This is a genomic window from Streptomyces griseiscabiei (assembly GCF_020010925.1).
GTDB classification, from domain to species: domain Bacteria; phylum Actinomycetota; class Actinomycetes; order Streptomycetales; family Streptomycetaceae; genus Streptomyces; species Streptomyces griseiscabiei.
This window is the reverse complement of record NZ_JAGJBZ010000002.1, coordinates 3,641,150-3,659,682: the sequence shown is the minus strand read 5'-3', so window position 1 is coordinate 3,659,682 and position 18,533 is coordinate 3,641,150. Positions and strand designations below refer to the sequence as shown.

17 protein-coding genes and 3 pseudogenes are annotated in these 18,533 nt (G+C 69.6%); 12 read left to right on the top strand and 8 right to left on the bottom strand.

The features are described 5' to 3' along the window. Positions 1–97: 97 nt before the first annotated feature. The 4 genes from J8M51_RS32965 (at position 98) to fabG (ending at position 3,972) form a co-directional block, all read left to right on the top strand. Positions 98–355 carry an acyl carrier protein gene (locus tag J8M51_RS32965; RefSeq protein ID WP_086757177.1) on the top strand — a complete coding sequence of 86 codons (258 nt, stop codon included), beginning with the start codon at positions 98–100 and terminating at the stop codon, positions 353–355. Between the two features lie 50 nt (positions 356–405). Then, complete coding sequence (locus tag J8M51_RS32960) at positions 406–1,662, top strand: beta-ketoacyl-[acyl-carrier-protein] synthase family protein (RefSeq protein WP_086757179.1); 1,257 nt, start codon at positions 406–408, stop codon at positions 1,660–1,662. A gap of 5 nt (positions 1,663–1,667) precedes the next feature. Next, complete coding sequence (locus J8M51_RS32955; RefSeq protein WP_086757200.1) at positions 1,668–2,741, top strand: beta-ketoacyl synthase N-terminal-like domain-containing protein; 1,074 nt, start codon at positions 1,668–1,670, stop codon at positions 2,739–2,741. Between the two features lie 484 nt (positions 2,742–3,225). Then, positions 3,226–3,972, top strand: a complete 747-nt coding sequence (fabG, locus tag J8M51_RS32950; protein WP_086757181.1) for a 3-oxoacyl-ACP reductase FabG — start codon at positions 3,226–3,228, stop codon at positions 3,970–3,972. A 108-nt stretch (positions 3,973–4,080) separates the two neighbouring features. Here fabG and J8M51_RS32945 read toward each other — a convergent pair whose 3' ends face one another. From J8M51_RS32945 to J8M51_RS32935, 3 genes are all read right to left on the bottom strand, one after another. Further along, positions 4,081–5,025 carry a sensor histidine kinase gene (locus J8M51_RS32945; RefSeq protein WP_179203172.1) on the bottom strand — a complete coding sequence of 315 codons (945 nt, stop codon included), beginning with the start codon at positions 5,023–5,025 and terminating at the stop codon, positions 4,081–4,083. 288 nt (positions 5,026–5,313) lie between these two features. Next, a complete protein-coding gene (locus J8M51_RS32940) occupies positions 5,314–5,973 on the bottom strand; it encodes a response regulator transcription factor (protein WP_086757185.1) in 660 nt (219 codons plus the stop codon). Positions 5,974–7,292: 1,319 nt separating this feature from the next. Beyond that, positions 7,293–7,955, bottom strand: a complete 663-nt coding sequence (locus J8M51_RS32935) for a class I SAM-dependent methyltransferase (protein WP_086754455.1) — start codon at positions 7,953–7,955, stop codon at positions 7,293–7,295. 341 nt (positions 7,956–8,296) lie between these two features. Between J8M51_RS32935 and J8M51_RS32930 the strand changes: the two genes are divergently transcribed. Then, complete coding sequence (locus tag J8M51_RS32930) at positions 8,297–8,857, top strand: hypothetical protein (protein WP_179202980.1); 561 nt, start codon at positions 8,297–8,299, stop codon at positions 8,855–8,857. 147 nt (positions 8,858–9,004) lie between these two features. Here the strand turns inward: J8M51_RS32930 and J8M51_RS32925 are convergent. After that, positions 9,005–9,484, bottom strand: a pseudogene (locus J8M51_RS32925) (MFS transporter); the annotation flags it as partial. A gap of 393 nt (positions 9,485–9,877) precedes the next feature. Here J8M51_RS32925 and J8M51_RS32920 point away from each other — a divergent pair. After that, on the top strand, positions 9,878–10,282 hold the full coding sequence (locus tag J8M51_RS32920) for an FKBP-type peptidyl-prolyl cis-trans isomerase (protein WP_086754452.1): 405 nt from the start codon (positions 9,878–9,880) through the stop codon (positions 10,280–10,282). A 198-nt stretch (positions 10,283–10,480) separates the two neighbouring features. On the opposite strand, the pseudogene J8M51_RS32915 reads toward J8M51_RS32920, so the two are convergent. The 4 genes and pseudogenes from J8M51_RS32915 to J8M51_RS32900 form a co-directional block, all read right to left on the bottom strand. After that, a pseudogene (locus J8M51_RS32915) lies at positions 10,481–10,730 on the bottom strand (electron transfer flavoprotein subunit alpha/FixB family protein); the annotation flags it as partial. Next, positions 10,723–11,301: pseudogene (locus J8M51_RS32910) on the bottom strand (electron transfer flavoprotein subunit beta/FixA family protein). The pseudogenes J8M51_RS32910 and J8M51_RS32915, both read right to left, overlap by 8 nt. Before the next feature lie 14 nt (positions 11,302–11,315). Next, positions 11,316–12,482 carry an acyl-CoA dehydrogenase family protein gene (locus tag J8M51_RS32905; protein ID WP_086754450.1) on the bottom strand — a complete coding sequence of 389 codons (1,167 nt, stop codon included), beginning with the start codon at positions 12,480–12,482 and terminating at the stop codon, positions 11,316–11,318. 29 nt (positions 12,483–12,511) lie between these two features. Next, positions 12,512–13,711, bottom strand: a complete 1,200-nt coding sequence (locus tag J8M51_RS32900; protein WP_086754448.1) for a CaiB/BaiF CoA transferase family protein — start codon at positions 13,709–13,711, stop codon at positions 12,512–12,514. Positions 13,712–13,872: 161 nt separating this feature from the next. Between J8M51_RS32900 and J8M51_RS32895 the strand changes: the two genes are divergently transcribed. The 6 genes from J8M51_RS32895 to J8M51_RS32875 all read left to right on the top strand — a co-directional run bounded on the left by J8M51_RS32895 (position 13,873) and on the right by J8M51_RS32875 (position 18,486). Further along, on the top strand, positions 13,873–14,856 hold the full coding sequence (locus J8M51_RS32895) for a LysR family transcriptional regulator (protein ID WP_086754446.1): 984 nt from the start codon (positions 13,873–13,875) through the stop codon (positions 14,854–14,856). Between the two features lie 327 nt (positions 14,857–15,183). Next, positions 15,184–15,519 carry an alpha/beta fold hydrolase gene (locus J8M51_RS46165; protein WP_317852987.1) on the top strand — a complete coding sequence of 112 codons (336 nt, stop codon included), beginning with the start codon at positions 15,184–15,186 and terminating at the stop codon, positions 15,517–15,519. Beyond that, entirely contained in the window at positions 15,417–15,746 is a 330-nt protein-coding gene (locus tag J8M51_RS46160; protein ID WP_317852994.1) for an alpha/beta fold hydrolase, read from the top strand. The genes J8M51_RS46165 and J8M51_RS46160 overlap by 103 nt, the downstream gene beginning before the upstream one ends. 122 nt (positions 15,747–15,868) lie before the next feature. Further along, positions 15,869–16,408: a thiamine pyrophosphate-binding protein gene (locus J8M51_RS32885; protein ID WP_086754444.1), complete on the top strand. Its 540-nt coding sequence runs from the start codon at positions 15,869–15,871 to the stop codon at positions 16,406–16,408. After that, complete coding sequence (locus J8M51_RS32880; RefSeq protein ID WP_086754442.1) at positions 16,408–17,004, top strand: thiamine pyrophosphate-dependent enzyme; 597 nt, start codon at positions 16,408–16,410, stop codon at positions 17,002–17,004. The genes J8M51_RS32885 and J8M51_RS32880 overlap by 1 nt, the downstream gene beginning before the upstream one ends. A 15-nt stretch (positions 17,005–17,019) precedes the next feature. After that, the gene (locus tag J8M51_RS32875) at positions 17,020–18,486 is read left to right on the top strand and encodes an aldehyde dehydrogenase (RefSeq protein WP_086754440.1); all 1,467 of its coding nucleotides are present in this window, start codon (positions 17,020–17,022) and stop codon (positions 18,484–18,486) included. The last annotated feature ends 47 nt before the right edge of the window (positions 18,487–18,533 follow it).

Here is an 18,533-nt window from a genome sequence, read left to right as displayed (position 1 = left end):
GAACCGGAAAGCTGGAACGGTGAATTACGGGCGGCTCCGTCTGCCGCTATTGCGCCGCGCCGCCGATTCCATCCCCTCATTCCTCACAGGAGGCATTGTGTCCACCATCGACGAAGCAACCCGCAAGCACGTGAAGAGCATTGTCTGCGACATCCTCGAAGTGGAGCCCGAAGAGGTCACCGAGACCAGCCTGCTGGCCGAGGAGCACGGCGCCGACTCCCTGCGCTCCATCGAGATCCTCGCCTCCGTCGAGGTCTCCCTTCAGGTCTCCATCGAGCAGGCCCAGATGAAGCGCATGATCAACCTCGAAGGCATCTACGAGGTGCTGGAGGAGGCGAGGGCGAAGGCCAAGTAGCGGTCGGCAGGGATTCAGCAGGAACCGGAACCGACCCATGAGGGGTATTCATGAATTCAACTCTTGCCCGAGCTGACAGCAGGCCGGCGTCCCAACGCGTTGTCATCACCGGGCTCGGGGTTTTCTCCAGCATAGGCACGGGTGTCGCTGAGTTCACCGAGGGGTTGCGCACCGGGCGCAGCAACGTCGCACCGATCACCGCGTTCGACACCTCCGGTTTCGAATACGCCAACGGCTGCGAAGTGGCCGCCTTCGAACCGGAGAAATGGATTCACCACACTCCGGTGAAGGAACTGGGACGGGCCACCCAGTTCTCGGTGGCGGCCGCCCGGATGGCCGTGGAGGACGCCGGTCTCACCGACGAGGACCTGCGCGGTCTGCGCGGCCAGATCTCCATCGGCACCACCGACGGGGAGTCGCGGGACGCCGACACCCTGGTGGCGCAGCGGGTCGCGGGCGGTCCGCAGGGAATGGACCGCGCGCTGGCGCGGCGGCTCGGCGTGAACGGCCTGTCCGCCGCGGTGGCCCGGGAGTTCGCCCTCACGGACGTCGAGGCGCTCACCCTGGGCACCGCCTGCTCGGCGGGCAACTACTCCGTGGGCAACGGCTTCGACGCGATCCGGGTCGGTGACGCGGACTTCGCCCTGTGCGGCGGGGCGGACGCCATCTGCCTGAAGAACTTCGTCTCGTTCTACCGGCTGGGCACGGTCGCCCCCGACGTCTGCCGACCGTTCGACAAGGACCGGCGGGGCCTCGTCAACAGCGAGGGGGCCGGGGTGGTGATGCTGGAGAGCCTGGAGTCGGCACTCGCCCGCGGTGCCCGCATCTACGCCGAGGTCCTCGGCTACGGGCTGAGCTGCGACGCCCACCACCCCGCGGTACCCGACCAGTCCAGCGTCTCCCGGTGCATGACCTCGGCGCTCGAGAACGCGGGCGTGGCGCCCCACGAGGTCGACCTGATCTCGGCCCACGGCACCGGTACCAAGGCCAACGACACGACCGAGTCGCGCGCGATCCGCGACGTCTACGACAACCTGCCGCCCCGCACCATCTCGCTGAAGTCGATGCTGGGGCACGCCATGGGCGCCGCGAGCGCGCTGGCCACCATCGCCTGCTCACTGGCGATCACCCACGGCTTCATCCCGCCCACGATCAACCACGTCGAGACCGACCCGGAGTGCGAGATCGACTGCGTGCCCAACGAGTCGGTCGCGGCGGACCTGCGGATCGTACAGAACAACGGCCTGGCCTTCGGCGGCAACAACTCCGTGGTCGTCCTCGGCCGTTACGACAAGGAAGCACGGTGACCGGCATGCCCTATCCGGTGATCAGCACATGGTCGGCGACCTCGCCGTTCGGCGTCGGGCGTTCCGCGTTCACCGCCGGGATCGCCGAACGCCGGTCGGCCGTCGGGCCGTTGGACCCCCTGGAATGGCAGGTGCCCACCACCCACGGCGCCGTGGTGCCCGGCTTCGACATCCGTGCGAGCCTCGGCCGCAAGGGCACCCGGATGATGAACCGGGTGACCGGCCTGACGATCACGACGGTCGGCCACGTCCTCGAAGAGGTCGCCCACCCCGAGGACGGCGCCGACGACGTCGCACTCGTGCTCGGCACCACCGCGGGCAGCCTGCAGAGCTCGATGGAGATCACCCACAGCTCCCTGACCGGCGCCCGGCCGTATCACGTGGAGCCGGCGACGATCCCGTACGCGGTGATGAACGGCGCGGCCGGCCGCTGCGCCATCTGGTACGGCCTGCGCGGCCCCAACAGCACGCTCGGCGCCGGCCGGCCGACCGGCATGGTCGGACTCACCTACTCGCGCCGACTGCTGCTGACCGGGCGGGCCCGGCAGGTGCTCTGCGGGGCCGCGGAGGAGTTCTCCACCGCACGGTCCCTGGTCGAGCACTACGGGCGGTTCGAGGACGAGCCCGAGACCGCGCTCGGCGAGGGCTGCGCGATCTTCCTGCTCGGCCTGGAGCCGGCGCCCGGCACCAGGCCGCTCGCGTCGGTGCTCTCGGTGCGGACCCGTATGGTCGCCGACGGCGACTGGGGTGCGGCGGTGGGGCACTGTGTGGAGGCGGCCCTGTCGTCCGTCGAGGAGAAGGCGGACCAGGTCTGGGCGGTGTCCCACTCCGGTACGGCCGACGGGGCGGGTCAGGCCGAACACGCCCGGCTGACCGAGCTGTTCGGTGCCGAAACGCTCGTGCCGCCGGTGGCGGACCTGATCGGTGAGACCCATTCGGTGTCCTCGGCGTTCCAGATCGCGTCGGTCCTGAGCCTCGCCGAGCAGGACCCGGCGTCCGCGGGGCGGACCGCGGTGATCACCTCGGTCGACCCGAGCGGGATGGCGGCCGCCGCCCTGCTGCGCATCGCAGAGTCCTGACGCGTCGCGCGCGGCGGGCCGAGCGGCCCGTCCGCCCGTCCGTCCGCCCGTCCGTCCGTCCGCCCGTCCGCCCGTCCGCCCAGTCTGGTCCGGCTGGTCCGGCTGATCCCGCTGATCCAACTGGTCCCGGGTCGTCCGGCTGGTCCGGGTCGGCCGACTGGCCCGGTCGGGGCGGCAGGGTACGGCTGGCCTGACCGGTCGGGCCGTCCCGGATGAACCAACAGGCTCGGTCGGCCCGGCAGGTCCGGCCGACCTTGCTGAGTCGGCTCGCCTGGCTAGTCCGGTCGGCCGCCCTTCTTGGTCTGGCTGGCTTGGCTCGTCCGGTCGGTCCGGTCGGTCCGAGTGACCCGGCCGACCCACCGGCTTCGCCGTCGCCGGGTCCGCCCGAGTCATTTCTGTTCGCCCCGTCGCCTCGTTCCGCGGTCGCCGCCCGGCGGCCCTCGCCGGGGCTCCGCCCACCGAGGCACGATCCCAGGAGACCTGTATGCAGAGCACCGGACAAGCCCGCCCCGTCGCCCTGGTGACCGGCGGTTCCCGTGGCATCGGCCGGGCCGTCGTCCTCCGCCTGGTGCGGGACGGATTCGACGTGGCCTTCTGCCACCGCTCCAGCGACGACGCCGCCCGGACGCTGGAGAAGGAGGCGACCGACCTGGGCGGACGCGCCGTCGGGACCCGGGCCGACGTCGTCGATCCGCAGGCCGTCGGCGAGTGGGTGACACGGACCGAACAGGACCTGGGCCCGCTGCGGGTGGTCGTCACCTCGGCCGGTATCGTCCGGGACGGCCCGCTCGCCACGATGGAGGACGCCGACTGGCACAACGTCATGGACGTCAACCTGACCGGCACCTACAACGTGTGCCGTGCCGCCGCCTTCCCCATGATCAAGCGCAAGTCGGGCTGCGTGATCAACGTGTCCTCGGTGTCCGGGGTCCTCGGCAACGCCACCCAGACCAACTACTCGGCCACGAAGGCGGGAATCATCGGCTTCAGCCGCTCCCTGGCCAAGGAGCTCGGCCGGTTCGGCATCCGGGTCAACGCCGTCGCGCCGGGTTTCATCGACACCGAGATGCTGCGCGGACTGTCCGAGAAGACCCGTGACACCCTGGTGTCCTCCATCGCACTGGGCCGCTTCGGGACCGCGGAGGAAGTGGCCGACAGCGTGTCCTATCTGGTGAACGCGACATACGTGACCGGGTCTGTCCTGCGGGTGGACGGCGGAGTCGTCGGGTGACCGGAGGGACGTGGGTTCCCGTCAGGACGGCCGCTCCGCAGGGGTGACCGCAGGAACGACCGTCCTGACGGCGATCCGTCCTCTCCTCGCGATCCCTGCTCACGATCCCTACTCGCGGGCCCGGCTCGACGGGCCGTCCAGCGGCCGGTGGAGCGGGTCGGCTCCGACGGGAGCCACCTGCGGGAACCGGATGTGTGCCGTCAGCCCGCGCCCGCCGGGGCCGTTCTCCAGGGTGAGTTCACCTCCGTGGGAGACGACCAGCATGTGCGCGATGGAGAGCCCGAGACCCCACCCCTCGCTGCCGGCCTTCCCTGGACGCGCGCCCCTGCCGCCGTCATCACTCCTGTCGTGGCCGCCCCCGCCCTGGCGGGAGCTCCGGCCGCCGAACCGCCCTCCCCGCACGGCCTCCTCCCGTTCCCGCTGCGTCATGCCAGGCCCCTCATCGGTGACCCGGATGTGCACCTGGTCGCCGGTCGTCACAGTGCGCACGACGACGGCACCGCGGGGCCGGGACATCCTGACGGCGTTGTCCAGCAGGATGTCGATCACCCGTTCCAGCGTGCCGCTACGGGTCATGACGGTCGCTCGGCCGGTCATGAACGGTGCGTCCAGGACCACTTGGCGGTCGACGGCGGCATCGGCCCACGCGGCGACGCGCTCCCGTACCACGAGGGCGGCGTCGACCTCGATGGGCGGGCTGACGGTGGCGGTCGACGCCTCGCGCAAATCCGACACGGTGGCACGTAACCGTTCCAGGTCATTGGTGATCATGTGGTGCACCTCGGCGCCGGGGGCCGACAGATGGGCGGCCAGCCGTTCCATACGGATACCGAGGAGGTGGAGGGTGGTGCGCTGCTGGTGCGCGATGTCCGACAGGAGCATGCGGTAGCGCTCGTCGACGGCCTGGGTGGTGGAGGCGATGCGGTTGACGGATTCGACCAGTTCCCGGGTCTGCGCCGGGCCGGCGTGCTCGGCCAGGAGCTCCACGGGTTCGCCGCGCTCCAGCTGGCGTATGGTCCGGGTGACCGCGTTCAGGGAGGCGAGCAGTCTCACGCACCAGCAACGGTAGGCAGCACCCAGGAGCGCCGCGGCGAGACCCACCACAGAAGCGAACAGGGTCAGGAGCATCGGCGGGTGCCTCTCGTACGGCGTAGGGCGGTCTGCTGCCACGGTGGAGCGGAGACCGGTGGCACGGACGCACAGCTGACTCACAACGATCGGACAGAAGCACCGCACCCTGCCGGCACCACGCGGCACACCTGGGGCCTGCGGACGTGACCCGCGGATTCCGGGACGCAGTGTCGCCCAGGACGTGACCCCGCAGGCCGGAGCGCGAGCAGGTCAGAGCGCAAAACGGAAACCGACTCCGCGCACGGTCTGGATCAGCTCGGGCGCTCCGAGTTTCCGGCGCAGGCTGACCATGTGGACACCGAGGGTCCGGGTGTCCCCCACGCTGGGCTGGCCCCAGACATGGCGCATGATCGTCTCCCGGTCGAAGACCTTGCCCGGCTCTCCGGTGAGCAGTACGAGCAGATCGAACTCCTTGCGGGTGAAGAGCAGTTCCGCTCCCTCCATGAACGCGCGGCGCTGTTTGAGATCGATGGAAAGGGGGCCGACCACCCGTGATCCGCCGCTCGACCGGGCCCAGCCGACGGCGCGCCGGACCACCGCCTCGATACGGGCCACGAGTTCACGCAGGCCGCACGGCTTCACCACATAGTCGTCGGCCCCCATGCGCAGGCCGAGGACGCGGTCGAACTCGTCGTCGCGACCGCTGACCATGATGATGGGAACGCTGGACGAGGCGCGGATGGTGCGGCAGACGTCCATGCCGTTGCCGTCCGGCAGTCCGACGTCCAGCAGGACCGCGTCCACATCCGCGTAGCGTTCCAGGGCCGTCTGGCAGGTGTCGGCTATCGCTGTCTCGAAGCCGTGGTCGTTGAGTCCGCTCCTGAGCGCGTCGGCGATTTCAGCATGGTCCTCGACGATCAGAACTCGCATGGGGCCCTCCGCTGGCTACGCCGATGATCGTGGTGACGAAAGAGTCCTGGGAGGTGGCACTGACCGGAACCCGCCACCTATTGGATAACTATAGTGTACGTCGCCGACCTTGACAGCTCCGGACACGCCCGGATTCACGTCCCTCGCGGTCTGGGGTGTCGCTTCCCTCGCACCGCAAACGCCTTGATTACAGAGGCAGTTGAGAACCGGGGCGAAGCAGCACGGGGCGAAGGTCCGCGCTCGCGGCGGGCAGGTTGTATCTGGCCATGACAACGAACTACCTCAGGGCGAGGGCGGCCCTCCCCACGACCGGCAACAGCCCGCGCATCCACTTCAGTTCGGGTCTGCGGCCGGTGAACAGCACGCAGGTACTCGGGGTCGACCCCGGCGAAGACCGTGTGGGAGTACACCGTGCGGGGAAATCCGGCTGCGGTCCGCCCGGCGGCGGACGTGGTCCGCGTCGCGTCACGCGGATTCCGGAATCGCAGCAGCCCCAGCGCCTCGTCCGAGGCGCCCAGTCGGCAGCCGCCTGCCGCGCGCACCAGGACGCGGGCATGGGCCCGCTGGGTCAGCTCGGGTTCGAGTAACCGCGCGAAGGCGCCGACGTCTTGGCGGGCGACGTTGACGGCACGCTCCGGTGGCGCGTCGCCCCACAGGCCGTCGACCATCCGGTGCCGCGGCACCGGCCGGTCCGCCTGCACGAGAAGGAGTGCCAGCAGCGACCGCTGCTTCGGTGACCCCAGGACGAGTCGCATCCCGTGCCGCCAGGCTCTGAGAGGTCTGAGCACCGAGAAGCGCGGTTCGCCGTCCGCCTTGGTCTCGCTCTCGGGGCTCACTTCTTCCTCTCCTTACGATCAACCGCCGCTGAACCATGGGGTGTTCAGGCTGCAGTTCAGGTTGCTGTTCATGCCGCTGCCCATGTGGATGTCCAAGCGGTCGTCCAGGTTCCTTCGAGGACGTCAAATCCGTCGCACGTGCGCACGTACGCGGCAAGACCCTGCTGCTATCAGCCGGTTGCCGCGACAAGGCGGCGACGGGAACAGTTCCGAGACCCTCACCACACGACCCCGCGTCGGGCGCCGTCCCCGGCCGTTCCCGCGCAGCGGGGGGACACGCGAAGGGACTCGCCGGGAACGGATCGGATAGCGCCCCTGTTGCCTGGTGTTGACGGTCGTGGTCAGCCGTGGCGGAATCACCGGCAGGTGATCAAAGGCATCCACCGCATCAACCACAACCCACAACCCACAACTGCCATAGTCCTTCCTCGCCCACACCGGCCTGACCATCCACCCGGCACACCCACCGGACTTACGAAAAGATCAGTAGTGCCGGTGCCAGACCAGCGTGTACCGCCAGAACAGCCGTCGATGCAACCGTGCACCGGGTAGCACCTGGTGGGCATCGCGAACGATGTCTGTGAAGGCCATGGTCGCGGGTCGGGTCGGGGCGGTCATTGAGGCTGGTCGCGGTGTCCTGCGGCCTTTGTTCTTGATCCAGGCCATGGCGATGTTCGCCGGAATGGCCACAGCGTCGATCAGGTAATCGCTGCGAGACCGGGGGCGATAGACGCCGACGACGACCAGGGTTCCACCGGGCGCCAGGTGCCGCCGGAAGCAGGCGAGGGCGTCGCTGAACGGCATGTGGTGGATGGTGGCGACACATGTGATGACGTCGTAGGGGCCGGGCGGCAGCACCCCCTCCAGTGCGTCTGCGACGGTGAAGGTCACCGGGGCGGCGGGGTCTGTGAGCTCCCGCGCGCGATCGACGATCGAGGCATCGACGTCGACCCCGTGCACCGCTCGGGCCCGTGAGGCCAGCAGTCTGGCGAGGTCGCCGCTGCCCGATCCGACGTCCAGAGCCCTGTTGAAACGTCTCGGGAGCCGGCGCAGGATCCACCGGTGGTAGTGGGCGTTGTGGTCCCAGGGGCGGGTGGCATGAAACTGCTCAAGTGCCCGCATGATGCCGGGCAGCAATGTCGTCATGCGTGAGCCCATCAGCCCATCAGCCCCTCGGTCGCTTGCGAACCTCAGCCGAAGCAATATGCGAGCCGGCCGGGGCGTCCGGCCCGGAACGACCGTCAGCCGCCTGGGCCGGACTACGCGGCCGAACAGCTGTCCAGTGGTATGACCCTATACGTTCCCGAGGTTGGCGGATGGGAACGGTTGGATGGGCGGCGATGTCCCTTGCCACAGGGCAGCCCTGCGCCCGCCCACGGATGCGCCTCCGGGGGCTTGCTGATCATCAGGCTGACACGGCCCCAACCCCCGTGACAGGGTGCGGTGATCGGATCGGGCAGACGGAGGGAGCTTCCGTGGAAGCACAGATGTGGGACGCACTGGTCGGCGTGGCAAAGAGCGCGTACACCGCCGGGCTGGGCGAGGGAGCGGTGCCGCGTCCGCTCATGATGCCGCTGGTGCGCGGCGAGTTGGTCGGGATGATCTGGGTCCGCCCGATCGAGGTCGGCCAGGACGCGCTCACCGGGATCGCGGAACTCGCGAACGTCGCCGCGGCTGCCGGCGCGGACGAGGTGGTCCTCGTCTGGGAGACCCACGACGTTGCCACCGCCTGCGAGTTGCCGGTCGTCGGCCCGGTGCCGTGCCTGAACATGGTGCTCGCCACGCGCGACGGGCACGTCCTGCACCAGTTCCCCTACACCGAACAGCTCCTGGCACGCGGTCCCGAGGGCTGGGCGTCGGTCGCCCCCGACTGGAGTCCGGCCCTCGCGCCGCAGCCCGGTGGCGAGCTGGTGCCGCCGATCCAGGCGGCGGTGGACTTCTCCTTCACCCCGCTTGAGCTGGATCACCCCTCCCCGTTCGGCGTCACCGTCGTGCTGATGGAAGAGGACGGCTACCGAGTACGCCTCACCGAAGCGTTCGCGCGCTGACCCCGTCATGGCAGCAGAGCCTTGACGACGACGCGCTCCGCCGCATCCGAGCCGCAGAGGAACGGATCTCACAGAGCAGGACCGCGGGTGTCGACGCTCAAAGGACGGGCACGTGACCTTCGCTCGGCCGTGGAAGACGTTGCCCGGCAGAGCGGCGGTCAGGAACGGATCGAAGGAATGCAGACCCGGAGCGAGCCCGATCTCGACACACACCGCTGCCCCGGACGCACCACCCAGCTGGTCAGCCGCGAGCTGGATGCCGGCGGCGATCCCGGCATCGCCTTCGGTGACGCCGCTGACTGCGATGTACTGCAGCCCCACGATGCCGAATCCCATCCCGGCCGCGACGAGGAGCATGGCCGAGCAAAGAGAACACGATCAGCGAGACCGCCGGCGGCAGCATCGTCAGGCCCGCGCCCAGCGGGCCGATGCCCGATCGGTCCTGCAGATGGAAGGTGAACAGCAGGAACGAGGTCGACAACGCCCCGCTCAGCTTCCCGACAGAACGAACCCGAGCACTGGACCGCAACTGGCCACTGCCGCCCACACGCTCAGAGCCCGCGACCGACGCGGACCTTCGGGGAACATCACGATGGTGGCCATCGCGGCAGGCAGCGCGACGGCCTCGCACAGCATCGCGACGGCCCTCGGACCCCGGCTTGCCCCGGCACCGCCAACTTCTTGGCCAGGCAAGCGAGATGGCGACGAGAGATCCCCGTGAACAGCCGATGCGACAGGACCGCCCGATTGACCACGAGCGCCACACCAGGATCATGCCACCGGCCAGGCGCGACGCCTCACCCGCCATCACACACCAACTCGTAAACCGGGCCGACCGTGCCGCATCCCACCGTCCGCTCGCCGTCGGTGCGGCCCGCGGCCGCACTCTGCACCGCGTCGCTGGTCGCATTCATCGGCCGTGCGAAAGGGGACGGGCGTTCTCGGTAGCGTGACCATCTGCTGCAGGGAGTGCCCGACCGGTCCGCGCGACGGCTTCCGGCTGAAAGTGATGAGGCTGCGATGAGTGAACTGACGAAGCCCGTGGTCAACGTTCCGGAAGGTGACGCTCCTACCGAGCTGACCATCCGGGATCTGGTCGTCGGGGACGGGACTGAGGTGAAGCCGGGCATGGTGGTCAGGGTCCACTATGTCGGGGTGACCTGCGAGTCCGGCAAGGAGTTCGATGCCTCGTGGGACCGCGGTCAGCCGTTCAAGTTCGCCCTGGGCAGCGGCAAGGTGATCAAGGGCTGGGACCGGGGAGTGCGGGGGATGAAGGTCGGCGGTCGGCGCGAGATCATCGTTCCCCCGCGTCTCGGCTACGGCAATCAGTCGCCTTCGCCGTTGATCCCGGCGGGCTCGACCCTGATCTTCGTGGTGGACCTGCTTGACTCGTATTCCAGCACAACCGGGTGGAGCAACGCCTAGAGCCCCCGGCCGCTCCTCCGCTGCAGCGTCACCGCGTCGTCGGCAGAGGTGGGCACCACCGTGCTCCTCGTGCACCTCGTGTCGCCCAGGCTTCCGCCTCCGCAGCGTCCAAGCAGTCCCGCTGCGATTCGTTGACCGCCGAAGACCACCGGGCGACCGACTTCCCCAACGGCCAACCCGGCGCCGCCGCCTGCCGGTCGCTGTTGCCGAGAACGACACCGCGAGTGCGTCGGCCTTCGGTACGACGAGGTAGTCGGCGCATTCAGGCGCTCGTGGGTCAGCATGCGGGTCGCGCCGTGTTCGGCGCGCGCGGCAGCGGTGTCACCCGCACCCGTGCCCAGTGCGACGGCGACGGGCTCGCCGATGGGCGGGCCAGGGTCAGCAGCTCCAGGGTGGACTTGTGGATGGCACCGCCCACGTGGTCGACGTAGAGGAGAACTTCACCCATCAGAACAACTACTCCTTTTGATGCAGAGGCACTTCTGGCCCGCGTGGAACTCGGTGAGCTGCTTGCCGCCCTCGCCCTCGTCGTTGGCGATCACGCCCGCGCGGTACGGGCCGGACGCTCCATCGCCGACTCCCCGACCGTGCGGGCACGGTCGAGCCCGGCCCGGTCGGCGCCGATCTCCAGTGGACAGGTCCCACGTCTCGACCGGCTTCCTCTTGGCGGCCATGATGCCCTTGAAGGAGGGGTAAAGCGCCTCGCTCGCCAGCAGCGCGAGAACGACGCCCATCGCACCGTCTGTCGATGCCCTGCCGGAGATGACCAGGTCGTAGCCGGCTTTTTCGATCGCCTTGGCCAGCACCAACGAGGTGCCGGTCGCGTCGGTGCCGTGCAGATCGTCGACCTCATCCCTCGCCGCATCCCCTGACTCCGCGATCCGCAGCGCCTGCCTCGACCGCGTACTCGTCCATCCCGGAGAGCGGGCTGCCGGCGTCGGCACGGTCAGCGGTCAGCGGTCAGCGGTCAGGGCATCGGCGAAGTGCCGGGCACCTACGGCGTCGGGCACGTACTTCATAGTGACGACGATCCTCATACGTCCAGACCTCCGCGCTTGACCAGCTGACTTGCGATGACGTTGCGCTGGATCTCGTTGGTCCCTTCGCCGACGATCATCAACGGAGCGTCCCGGAAATAGCGTTCGACGTCGAACTCGGTGGAGTAGCCGTAACCGCCGTGGATACGGACGGCGTTGAGGGCGATCTGCATGGCCGTCTCGGAGGCGAAGAGCTTCGCCATGCCGGCCTCCATGTCCACACGACGGCCCGCGTCCGACTCGCGGGCGGCGTACAGAGTGAGTTGGCGGGCGGCGGTGAGGGAGGTCGCCATGTCGGCGAGGTAGTTGCCGATGGACTGATGCTTCCAGATCGGCTTGCCGAACGACTCGCGCTCCTGGGCGTAGGCGAGCGCGTCCTCGAAGGCCGCCCGGCCGACCCCGAGAGCGCGGGCGGCGACCTGGAGGCGGCCGGTCTCCAGCCCCTTCATCATCTGGGCGAAACCCACGCCCTCGACACCGCCGAGCACCGCGTCCGCGGGCGCCCGGTAGTCCTCGAACGACAACTCACAGCTCTCCACGCCCTTGTAGCCGAGCTTGGGGAGGTCACGGGAGACGGTCAGGCCCGGCCCGTGCTCGACGAGGAGGATCGAGATGCCCTGGTGAGCGGGCGTGGCTTCAGGGTCGGTCTTGCACAGCAGGGCGATCAGGCCAGAGCGCCGGGAGTTGGTGATCCATGTCTTCGCGCCGTTCACCAGATAGCCGTCGGTGTCCCTGCGGGCGACCGTACGCATGGCCTGGAGGTCGGAGCCGCCGCCAGGCTCGGTCAGGGCCATGGTCGCGCGGATCTCTCCCGTGGCCAGCTGCGGCAGATAGCGGCGCTTCTGCTCCTCCGTGCCGAAGCGCAGCAGCAGCTTGGCGACCACGGTGTGCCCGCCCATCGCGCCGGCCAGGCTCATCCAGCCGCGGGCCACTTCCTCGGTGATCAGGACGTAGCAAGGGGTGGAGACCGGGGTGCCGCCGTACTCCTCGGGGACCGCGAGGCCGAAGATGCCGAGTTGCTTCATCTGCTCGATCAGGGCTTCGGGATAGGTGTTCGCGTGCTCCAGCTCTTGGACGACCGGCTTCACCTCCTTGTCGACGAAGTCACGCACCGTGCGGACGATGAACTGCTCGTCCTCGGCGAGGATGTCGAGGGTGCTCATACGGGAACTCCTTGTGGTGCAGATGTGGTTCAGATGACGTTGTCGGCCCTGAGGCGTTCGATGTCGGTGCTGCCGTATCCCAGTTCGGCCAGGACGGACTCGGTGTGCTCCCCGGCCGCGGGCACCGGGTCCATGCGCGGGACGGTTCCGGCCAGGTCGACCGGCGGCAGCAGCGCGGGCACCATGGCCTCCCCAGGGATTCGTACGTCGCGCCAGCGGCCCCGTTCGCTCAGCACCGGGTGAGCCAGGAACTCCTCGATGCCGTTCACCCCCGCGTTGGCGATGCCCGCCTCGTCCAGCAGCTTCGTCACCGCATCACTGGTCAGCTCGCCGAACCGCTCGGCCACGATCGCGTTCAGCTCGACGCGGTGGCCGACACGGGCCGAGCCGGTGGCGAACCGCTGGTCCGCGACAAGCCCCGGCTGCCCCAGGAACCGCTCGCACAGGGCCGTCCATTCGCGCTCGTTCTGGATGGAGAACAGCACGTCCTTGCCATCGGCACAGCGGTAGGCACCGTAGGGGGCGATGGTGGCGTGCTGGGTGCCGATGCGCGGGGGCTGGGTGCCGCCGAAGCGGGTGTAGTAGGCGGGCTGGCTCAGCCACTCGGCGAGGGCCTCGAACAGCGACACCTCCACGGCCCGTACGGCGCCCGAGGTCGCCCGGGTGAGCAGGGCGGTGAGGATGCCGGAGTAGGCGTACATGCCGGCGGCAATGTCGGCGATCGAGATCCCCACGCGCGCCGCCCCGTGCTCGTCGCCGGTCAGGGAAACCAGGCCGGTCTGGCACTGGATCAGCAGGTCGTACGCCTTGCGGTCGGCCCAGGGGCCGCTGGTGCCGTAGCCGGAGACAGAGCAGGGGATCAGACCGGGGAAGCGCTCGGCGAGGTCTTCGGGACCCAGGCCCATCCTGTCGGCCGCGCCCGGCGCCAGGTTCTGCACGAACACGTCGGCTCCAGCGAGCAGTTGGTCCAGGATCCTGCGGCCCGGGTCCGACTTCAGATCGAGCGTGACCGATTCCTTCGACCGGTTGAGCCACACGAAGTAGCTGGACTCGCCGTGCACGGTGGTGTCGTACCGGCGGGCGAAGTCGCCCCCGCCGGGCCGCTCCACCTTGATGACCCGGGCGCCGAGATCGGCCAGCTGGCGGGTGGCGAAGGGAGCGGCCACCGCCTGCTCGACGCTGACGACGGTGATGCCGGCCAGCGGTGGTTCTTCGGGGTGCTCGGTCATGAGGCGGCCTCCAGGAGCGTGCGGGTCCCGGCTCCCGTACCGGGAGTACCATCATTGATGCTCATGACAACGTAGAGGAAATAACAAAGCGTGATGCCCCCATGCGGGGTGCGGATGACTCACGCACCCCCGGCAGGGGCGGCTGGGGAAGGACAGACCCTGTGGACATCAAGCAGCTCAAGGCGATCGTCACGGTCGCCGAGGTGGGCAGTGTGACGCGTGCCGCGGAGCTGTTGCATCTGGTGCAGCCCGCGGTCACCCGGCAGATCCGCACCCTGGAACAGGAACTGGGCATCGACCTCTTCGAGCGGACCGGGCAGGGCATGCGGCCCACCGACGCCGGAGCGATCATGGTGGACCGCGCTCGACGTGCCCTCGACGAACTGGAGCGGGCGCGCGCCGAGGTACAGCCGAGCCCTGGTGTGGTGACGGGCATCGTCACCGTCGGGCTGCTGGAAAGCACGAGCGATCTGCTGGCCGAGCCGCTGGTGACCGCTGTCGCCCACGCCCACCCCGGCGTCGAGCTTCGTCTGATGACCGCCTACTCCGGCCATCTGCAGCAGTGGCTCGACGTCGGCGACCTCGATCTGACCCTGCTCTACAACCTCGACAGCACGCCCTCCCTCAACGCCTACCCGCTGGTGCGGGAGCGTCTGTGGGCGGTCGCCCCGGCCACCGCCGGTCTCCGCGCCGACGACCCGGTGCCCTTCACGGAGGCGGCCCGGCACTCGCTCATCATGCCCGCCTCGGGCCACGCTCTGCGCCGCCTGATCGACGCGGCGGCGGTTCGGTCCGGGGCCGCCATGGACGTCGTCGTCCAGACCAACTCCATGCGGGTGCAGAAACAGCTCGTCCAGGCAGGGCACGGCTGGACCGTCCTGCCCGGTGTGGGCATCGCCGAGGACGTCGCGCGGGGCACGCTGAGCGCCGCGCCACTGAGCGAACCCGACGTGTGGCGCTCGGTCGTCCTCGGCACCCCGAGGCACGGGCGCACGCCTCCCTCCGTGGAAGTCGTCGCACGCGAGCTGGTCCGTCAGGTCAACTCGGCCGTGCGGCAGGGCAGATGGCCTTCTGCCCAGGCCCAAGGCTCCGGCGCGGGCACCGGCACTGGCACTGGCACTGGCACTGACGCCGAGAGCGCCTGACCACCACACTGATCCAGCCGTCCGCGAGGACCATCGGACGACACCGGGGCACCGCATGACCGACACGCGACACCCGACATCCGACATCCGTCCACCACCATCGCCCGCGCCCAGGACGGCACGGCACGGGACGGCACTGGCCTGCCTGGCCAGGGAGACGGGCATCCGTTCGTCCCCCTGGCCAGGCAGGCGAACAACCACCACTGGCGGGACGCCCTACGCGCGGACTTCCGCACCACCCACTCCACGATGACCGTCGACATGCGCGGCACCTGCTAGAGCGTCAAGCCCCAAGGGCCGTACTCCACCCAGCAGTTCGCCGACGACGTGATCGCGGTGCTCGATCACTTGGGCGTCAAGCGCGCCGATGCGTACGGCACCTCCATGGGCGGGCGCGTGACCCAGTGGGTCGCCGCACGCCACCCCGACCGGGTGCGGCGCCTCGTCCTGCGCCGCACCTCTCCCGGCGGGTCCGCACGCCGTCGAAGGGACGCCTCCGTACGACGCGCCCTGGCCCAGGCCGACCGGGAAGCCGCCCGCCGGGCACTGATCGACCTGATGTGCTGTGCTCCCCCGCCTGGCTCGCCGACCACCCCGGCCCGTCCACGGCCCTCGGCGACCCGGGCATGCCCCCGCGCGCCCGCCACGGCCATCTGGTGGTGAGCAACAGTCACGATGCCTGGGACGCGCTCCCCGGCGTCACGGCGCCGGCGCCGCTGCTCCACGGCGGCCAGGACCGGCTCACCCCGCCGGACGACCTCCCCCTTCTCGCCGCCCGTATCCCCCGGGTCACCAGCCATGTCTTCCCGGGTGCCCGGCACGCGTACTTCGAGAAATGCCGCACCGCGTCCGGCGCCCTCGTCTCGGGCTTTCTCAGCGCAGGACCGTAGTAGCCACGCGCGCGGTCGCAGGGCCCACGACGGCTCACAACCGCTCGCTATGCGGGCGGCGCATGCGGGCATCACAAACTTCTATTGTCCAGGGTCAGTCATCAGTACCCATGATGTGCCCCATGAACGAGACACCCACCCTCGCGCCGCCCTCCTGGCAGAAGGACGTCTTCGCCGCGCTGAAGAAGCGCGGCGTCCAGCAGATCGCCTACGTGCCCGACGCCGGCCACTCCCACACTCTCGTCGAGGCGCGGCGCGACCCCGCGATCCATGACGTGGTGCTCACCACCGAGGAGGAGGGTGTCGGTGTGGTCGCCGGGGCCTGGCTGGGTGGTCAGCGCGCGGTCCTGTTGATGCAGAGCAGCGGGGTCGGCAACTGCGTCAACATGTTCTCCCTGCTGGAGATGTGCCGGTTCCCCTTCCTGACGCTGGTGACGATGCGCGGCGAGTACGCCGAGTTCAACCCCTGGCAGAGCCCCATGGGCAGCACCACCCGGCAGGCCCTGGAACTCATGGGCATCACCGTGCTGCGGGCCGACGAGCCCGAGGACGTCGCGGAGACCGTCGAGGCCGCTCTGGACTCGGTGTTCGAGGCCGGCGAGCGGGTCGCCGTGCTCCTCGGACAGAAGCTGATCGGCCGCAAGAAGTGGGAGCGCAACTGATGACCACCACCTCTGACGTACGTCTCGACCGCCGTCGCTTCGTCGCCGACCTGATCGCCCGGCTCCCGGAGGACACGCTCGTCGTCACCGGCCTCGGCTCCCCCAGCTACGACGTGTTCGCCGCCGGCGACCGGCCCACCAACTTCTACCTGTGGGGCGCGATGGGAGGCGCCGCACCCCTCGCCCTGGGCCTCGCCCTCGCCCGGCCGGACCGCCCGGTCGTCGCGATCACCGGCGACGGTGAACACCTCATGGGCATCGGCACCTTGGCCACCATCGGGGCCCGACTCCCGCCCAACCTCACGGTCGTCGTGCTCGACAACGCCCACTTCGGCGAGACCGGTATGCAGCCCAGCCACACGGGTCTGGGCACCGACCTCGTCGCGGTCGCCCAGGGGTTCGGCATCCGTGACGCCGAGCGAATCACCGCCCTCGCCCAGGTCGAAGGCCTCGCCACGCGCATCGCCGCCCGCGCGGCGACCACATACGCCCAGGTCCTCATCGACACCACCGAGCCCCCGCGCGCGCTGCCACCCCGCGACGGTGTCGCCAACAAGAACGGCTTCCGCGCCGCCCTCGGCCTCGGCACCTTCTAGCGGACGGGATTGCGGATGCAGCGCTACGAGATGTTCATCGACGGGGAGAGCCGCAAAGCCGCCGGCGGTGAGTGGTTCCCGACCGACAACCCCTACCTGGGCACGCCCTGGGCCGAGATCGCCAAAGGCACCGAGCGGGACGTGGACGACGCGGTGCGAGCCGCCCATCGCGCCCTGCACAGCGGCCCCTGGGCCGAGTTGACCGCCAGCGCCCGGGGTGCCCTGCTGCGGCGGCTCGGTGACACCATCGCCGCGAACGCCCGTCGGCTCGCCGAGACCGAGGTCCGCGACAACGGCAAGCTGTTCACCGAGATGCACGGCCAGGTCGGCTACGTACCCCAGTGGTTCCACTACTACGGCGGGCTCGCGGACAAGGTCGAGGGCACCGTCCCGCCCCTGGACAAGAAGGGCTACTTCGCCTACACGAAGAAGGAGCCCGTCGGGGTCGTCGCCGTCATCACGCCCTGGAACTCGCCCCTCCTGCTGCTGGCCTGGAAGATCGCGCCAGCGCTCGCGGCGGGCTGCACGGTGGTGATCAAGCCGTCGGAGTTCACCTCCGCGTCGACCCTCGAACTCGTCCGGCTCCTCCACGAGGCGGGGCTGCCGCCCGGGGTGGTCAACGTGGTCACCGGGTTCGGCCGGGACGTCGGCGCCACCCTCGTCGAGCACCCGCTGGTCCGCAAGGTCACCTTCACCGGTTCGGACGCCACCGGCCGTCACATCAACCAGGCCGCCGCCCGCGACTTCAAGCACGTCAGCCTCGAACTCGGCGGCAAGTCACCGAACGTCGTCTTCGCCGACGCCGATCTCGGAGCCGCCGTGAACGGCGCCGTCTCCGGCATCTTCGCCGCCACCGGACAAACCTGCATCGCCGGATCCCGGCTGCTGGTCCAGGAGAGCGTGCACGACGAGGTCGTGGACCGTCTGGTCGACCTGGCGCGCATGGCCCGGACGGGCGACCCGATGGACGAGGCCACCCAGGTCGGGCCCATCACCACGCCCGCCCAGTACGCCAAGGTGCTCGACTACATCGACATCGCGCAGGGGGAAGGCGCCCGGCTCGCCCTCGGTGGCAGACCCGTCGGCGGCCAGGGCTGGTTCGTCGAACCGACCGTCTTCACGGGCGTGCGCAACAGCATGCGCATCGCCCAGGAGGAGGTCTTCGGGCCCGTCCTCGCGGTCATCCCCTTCAAGGACGAGGACGAAGCGGTCACCCTCGCCAACGACAGCCGCTACGGCCTCGGCGCCGGTGTCTGGACCGGCGACATCGGCCGCGCCTTCCGTATGGCCGACCGCATCCGCTCGGGCACCGTCTGGGTCAACACCTACCGCGCGGTGAGCTATCTGGCTCCCTTCGGCGGCTTCAAGGACTCCGGCATCGGCCGCGAGAACGGCATCGGAGCCATCACCTCCTACCTGGAGGACAAGAGCGTCTGGATCAACACCGGCGCCCCGGCCGGCAACCCTTTCGTCCTCCGCTGATCTCTTTTTCCGTTGAATTCGGCCTCCGCCGAAGAGAACCGCGCGCG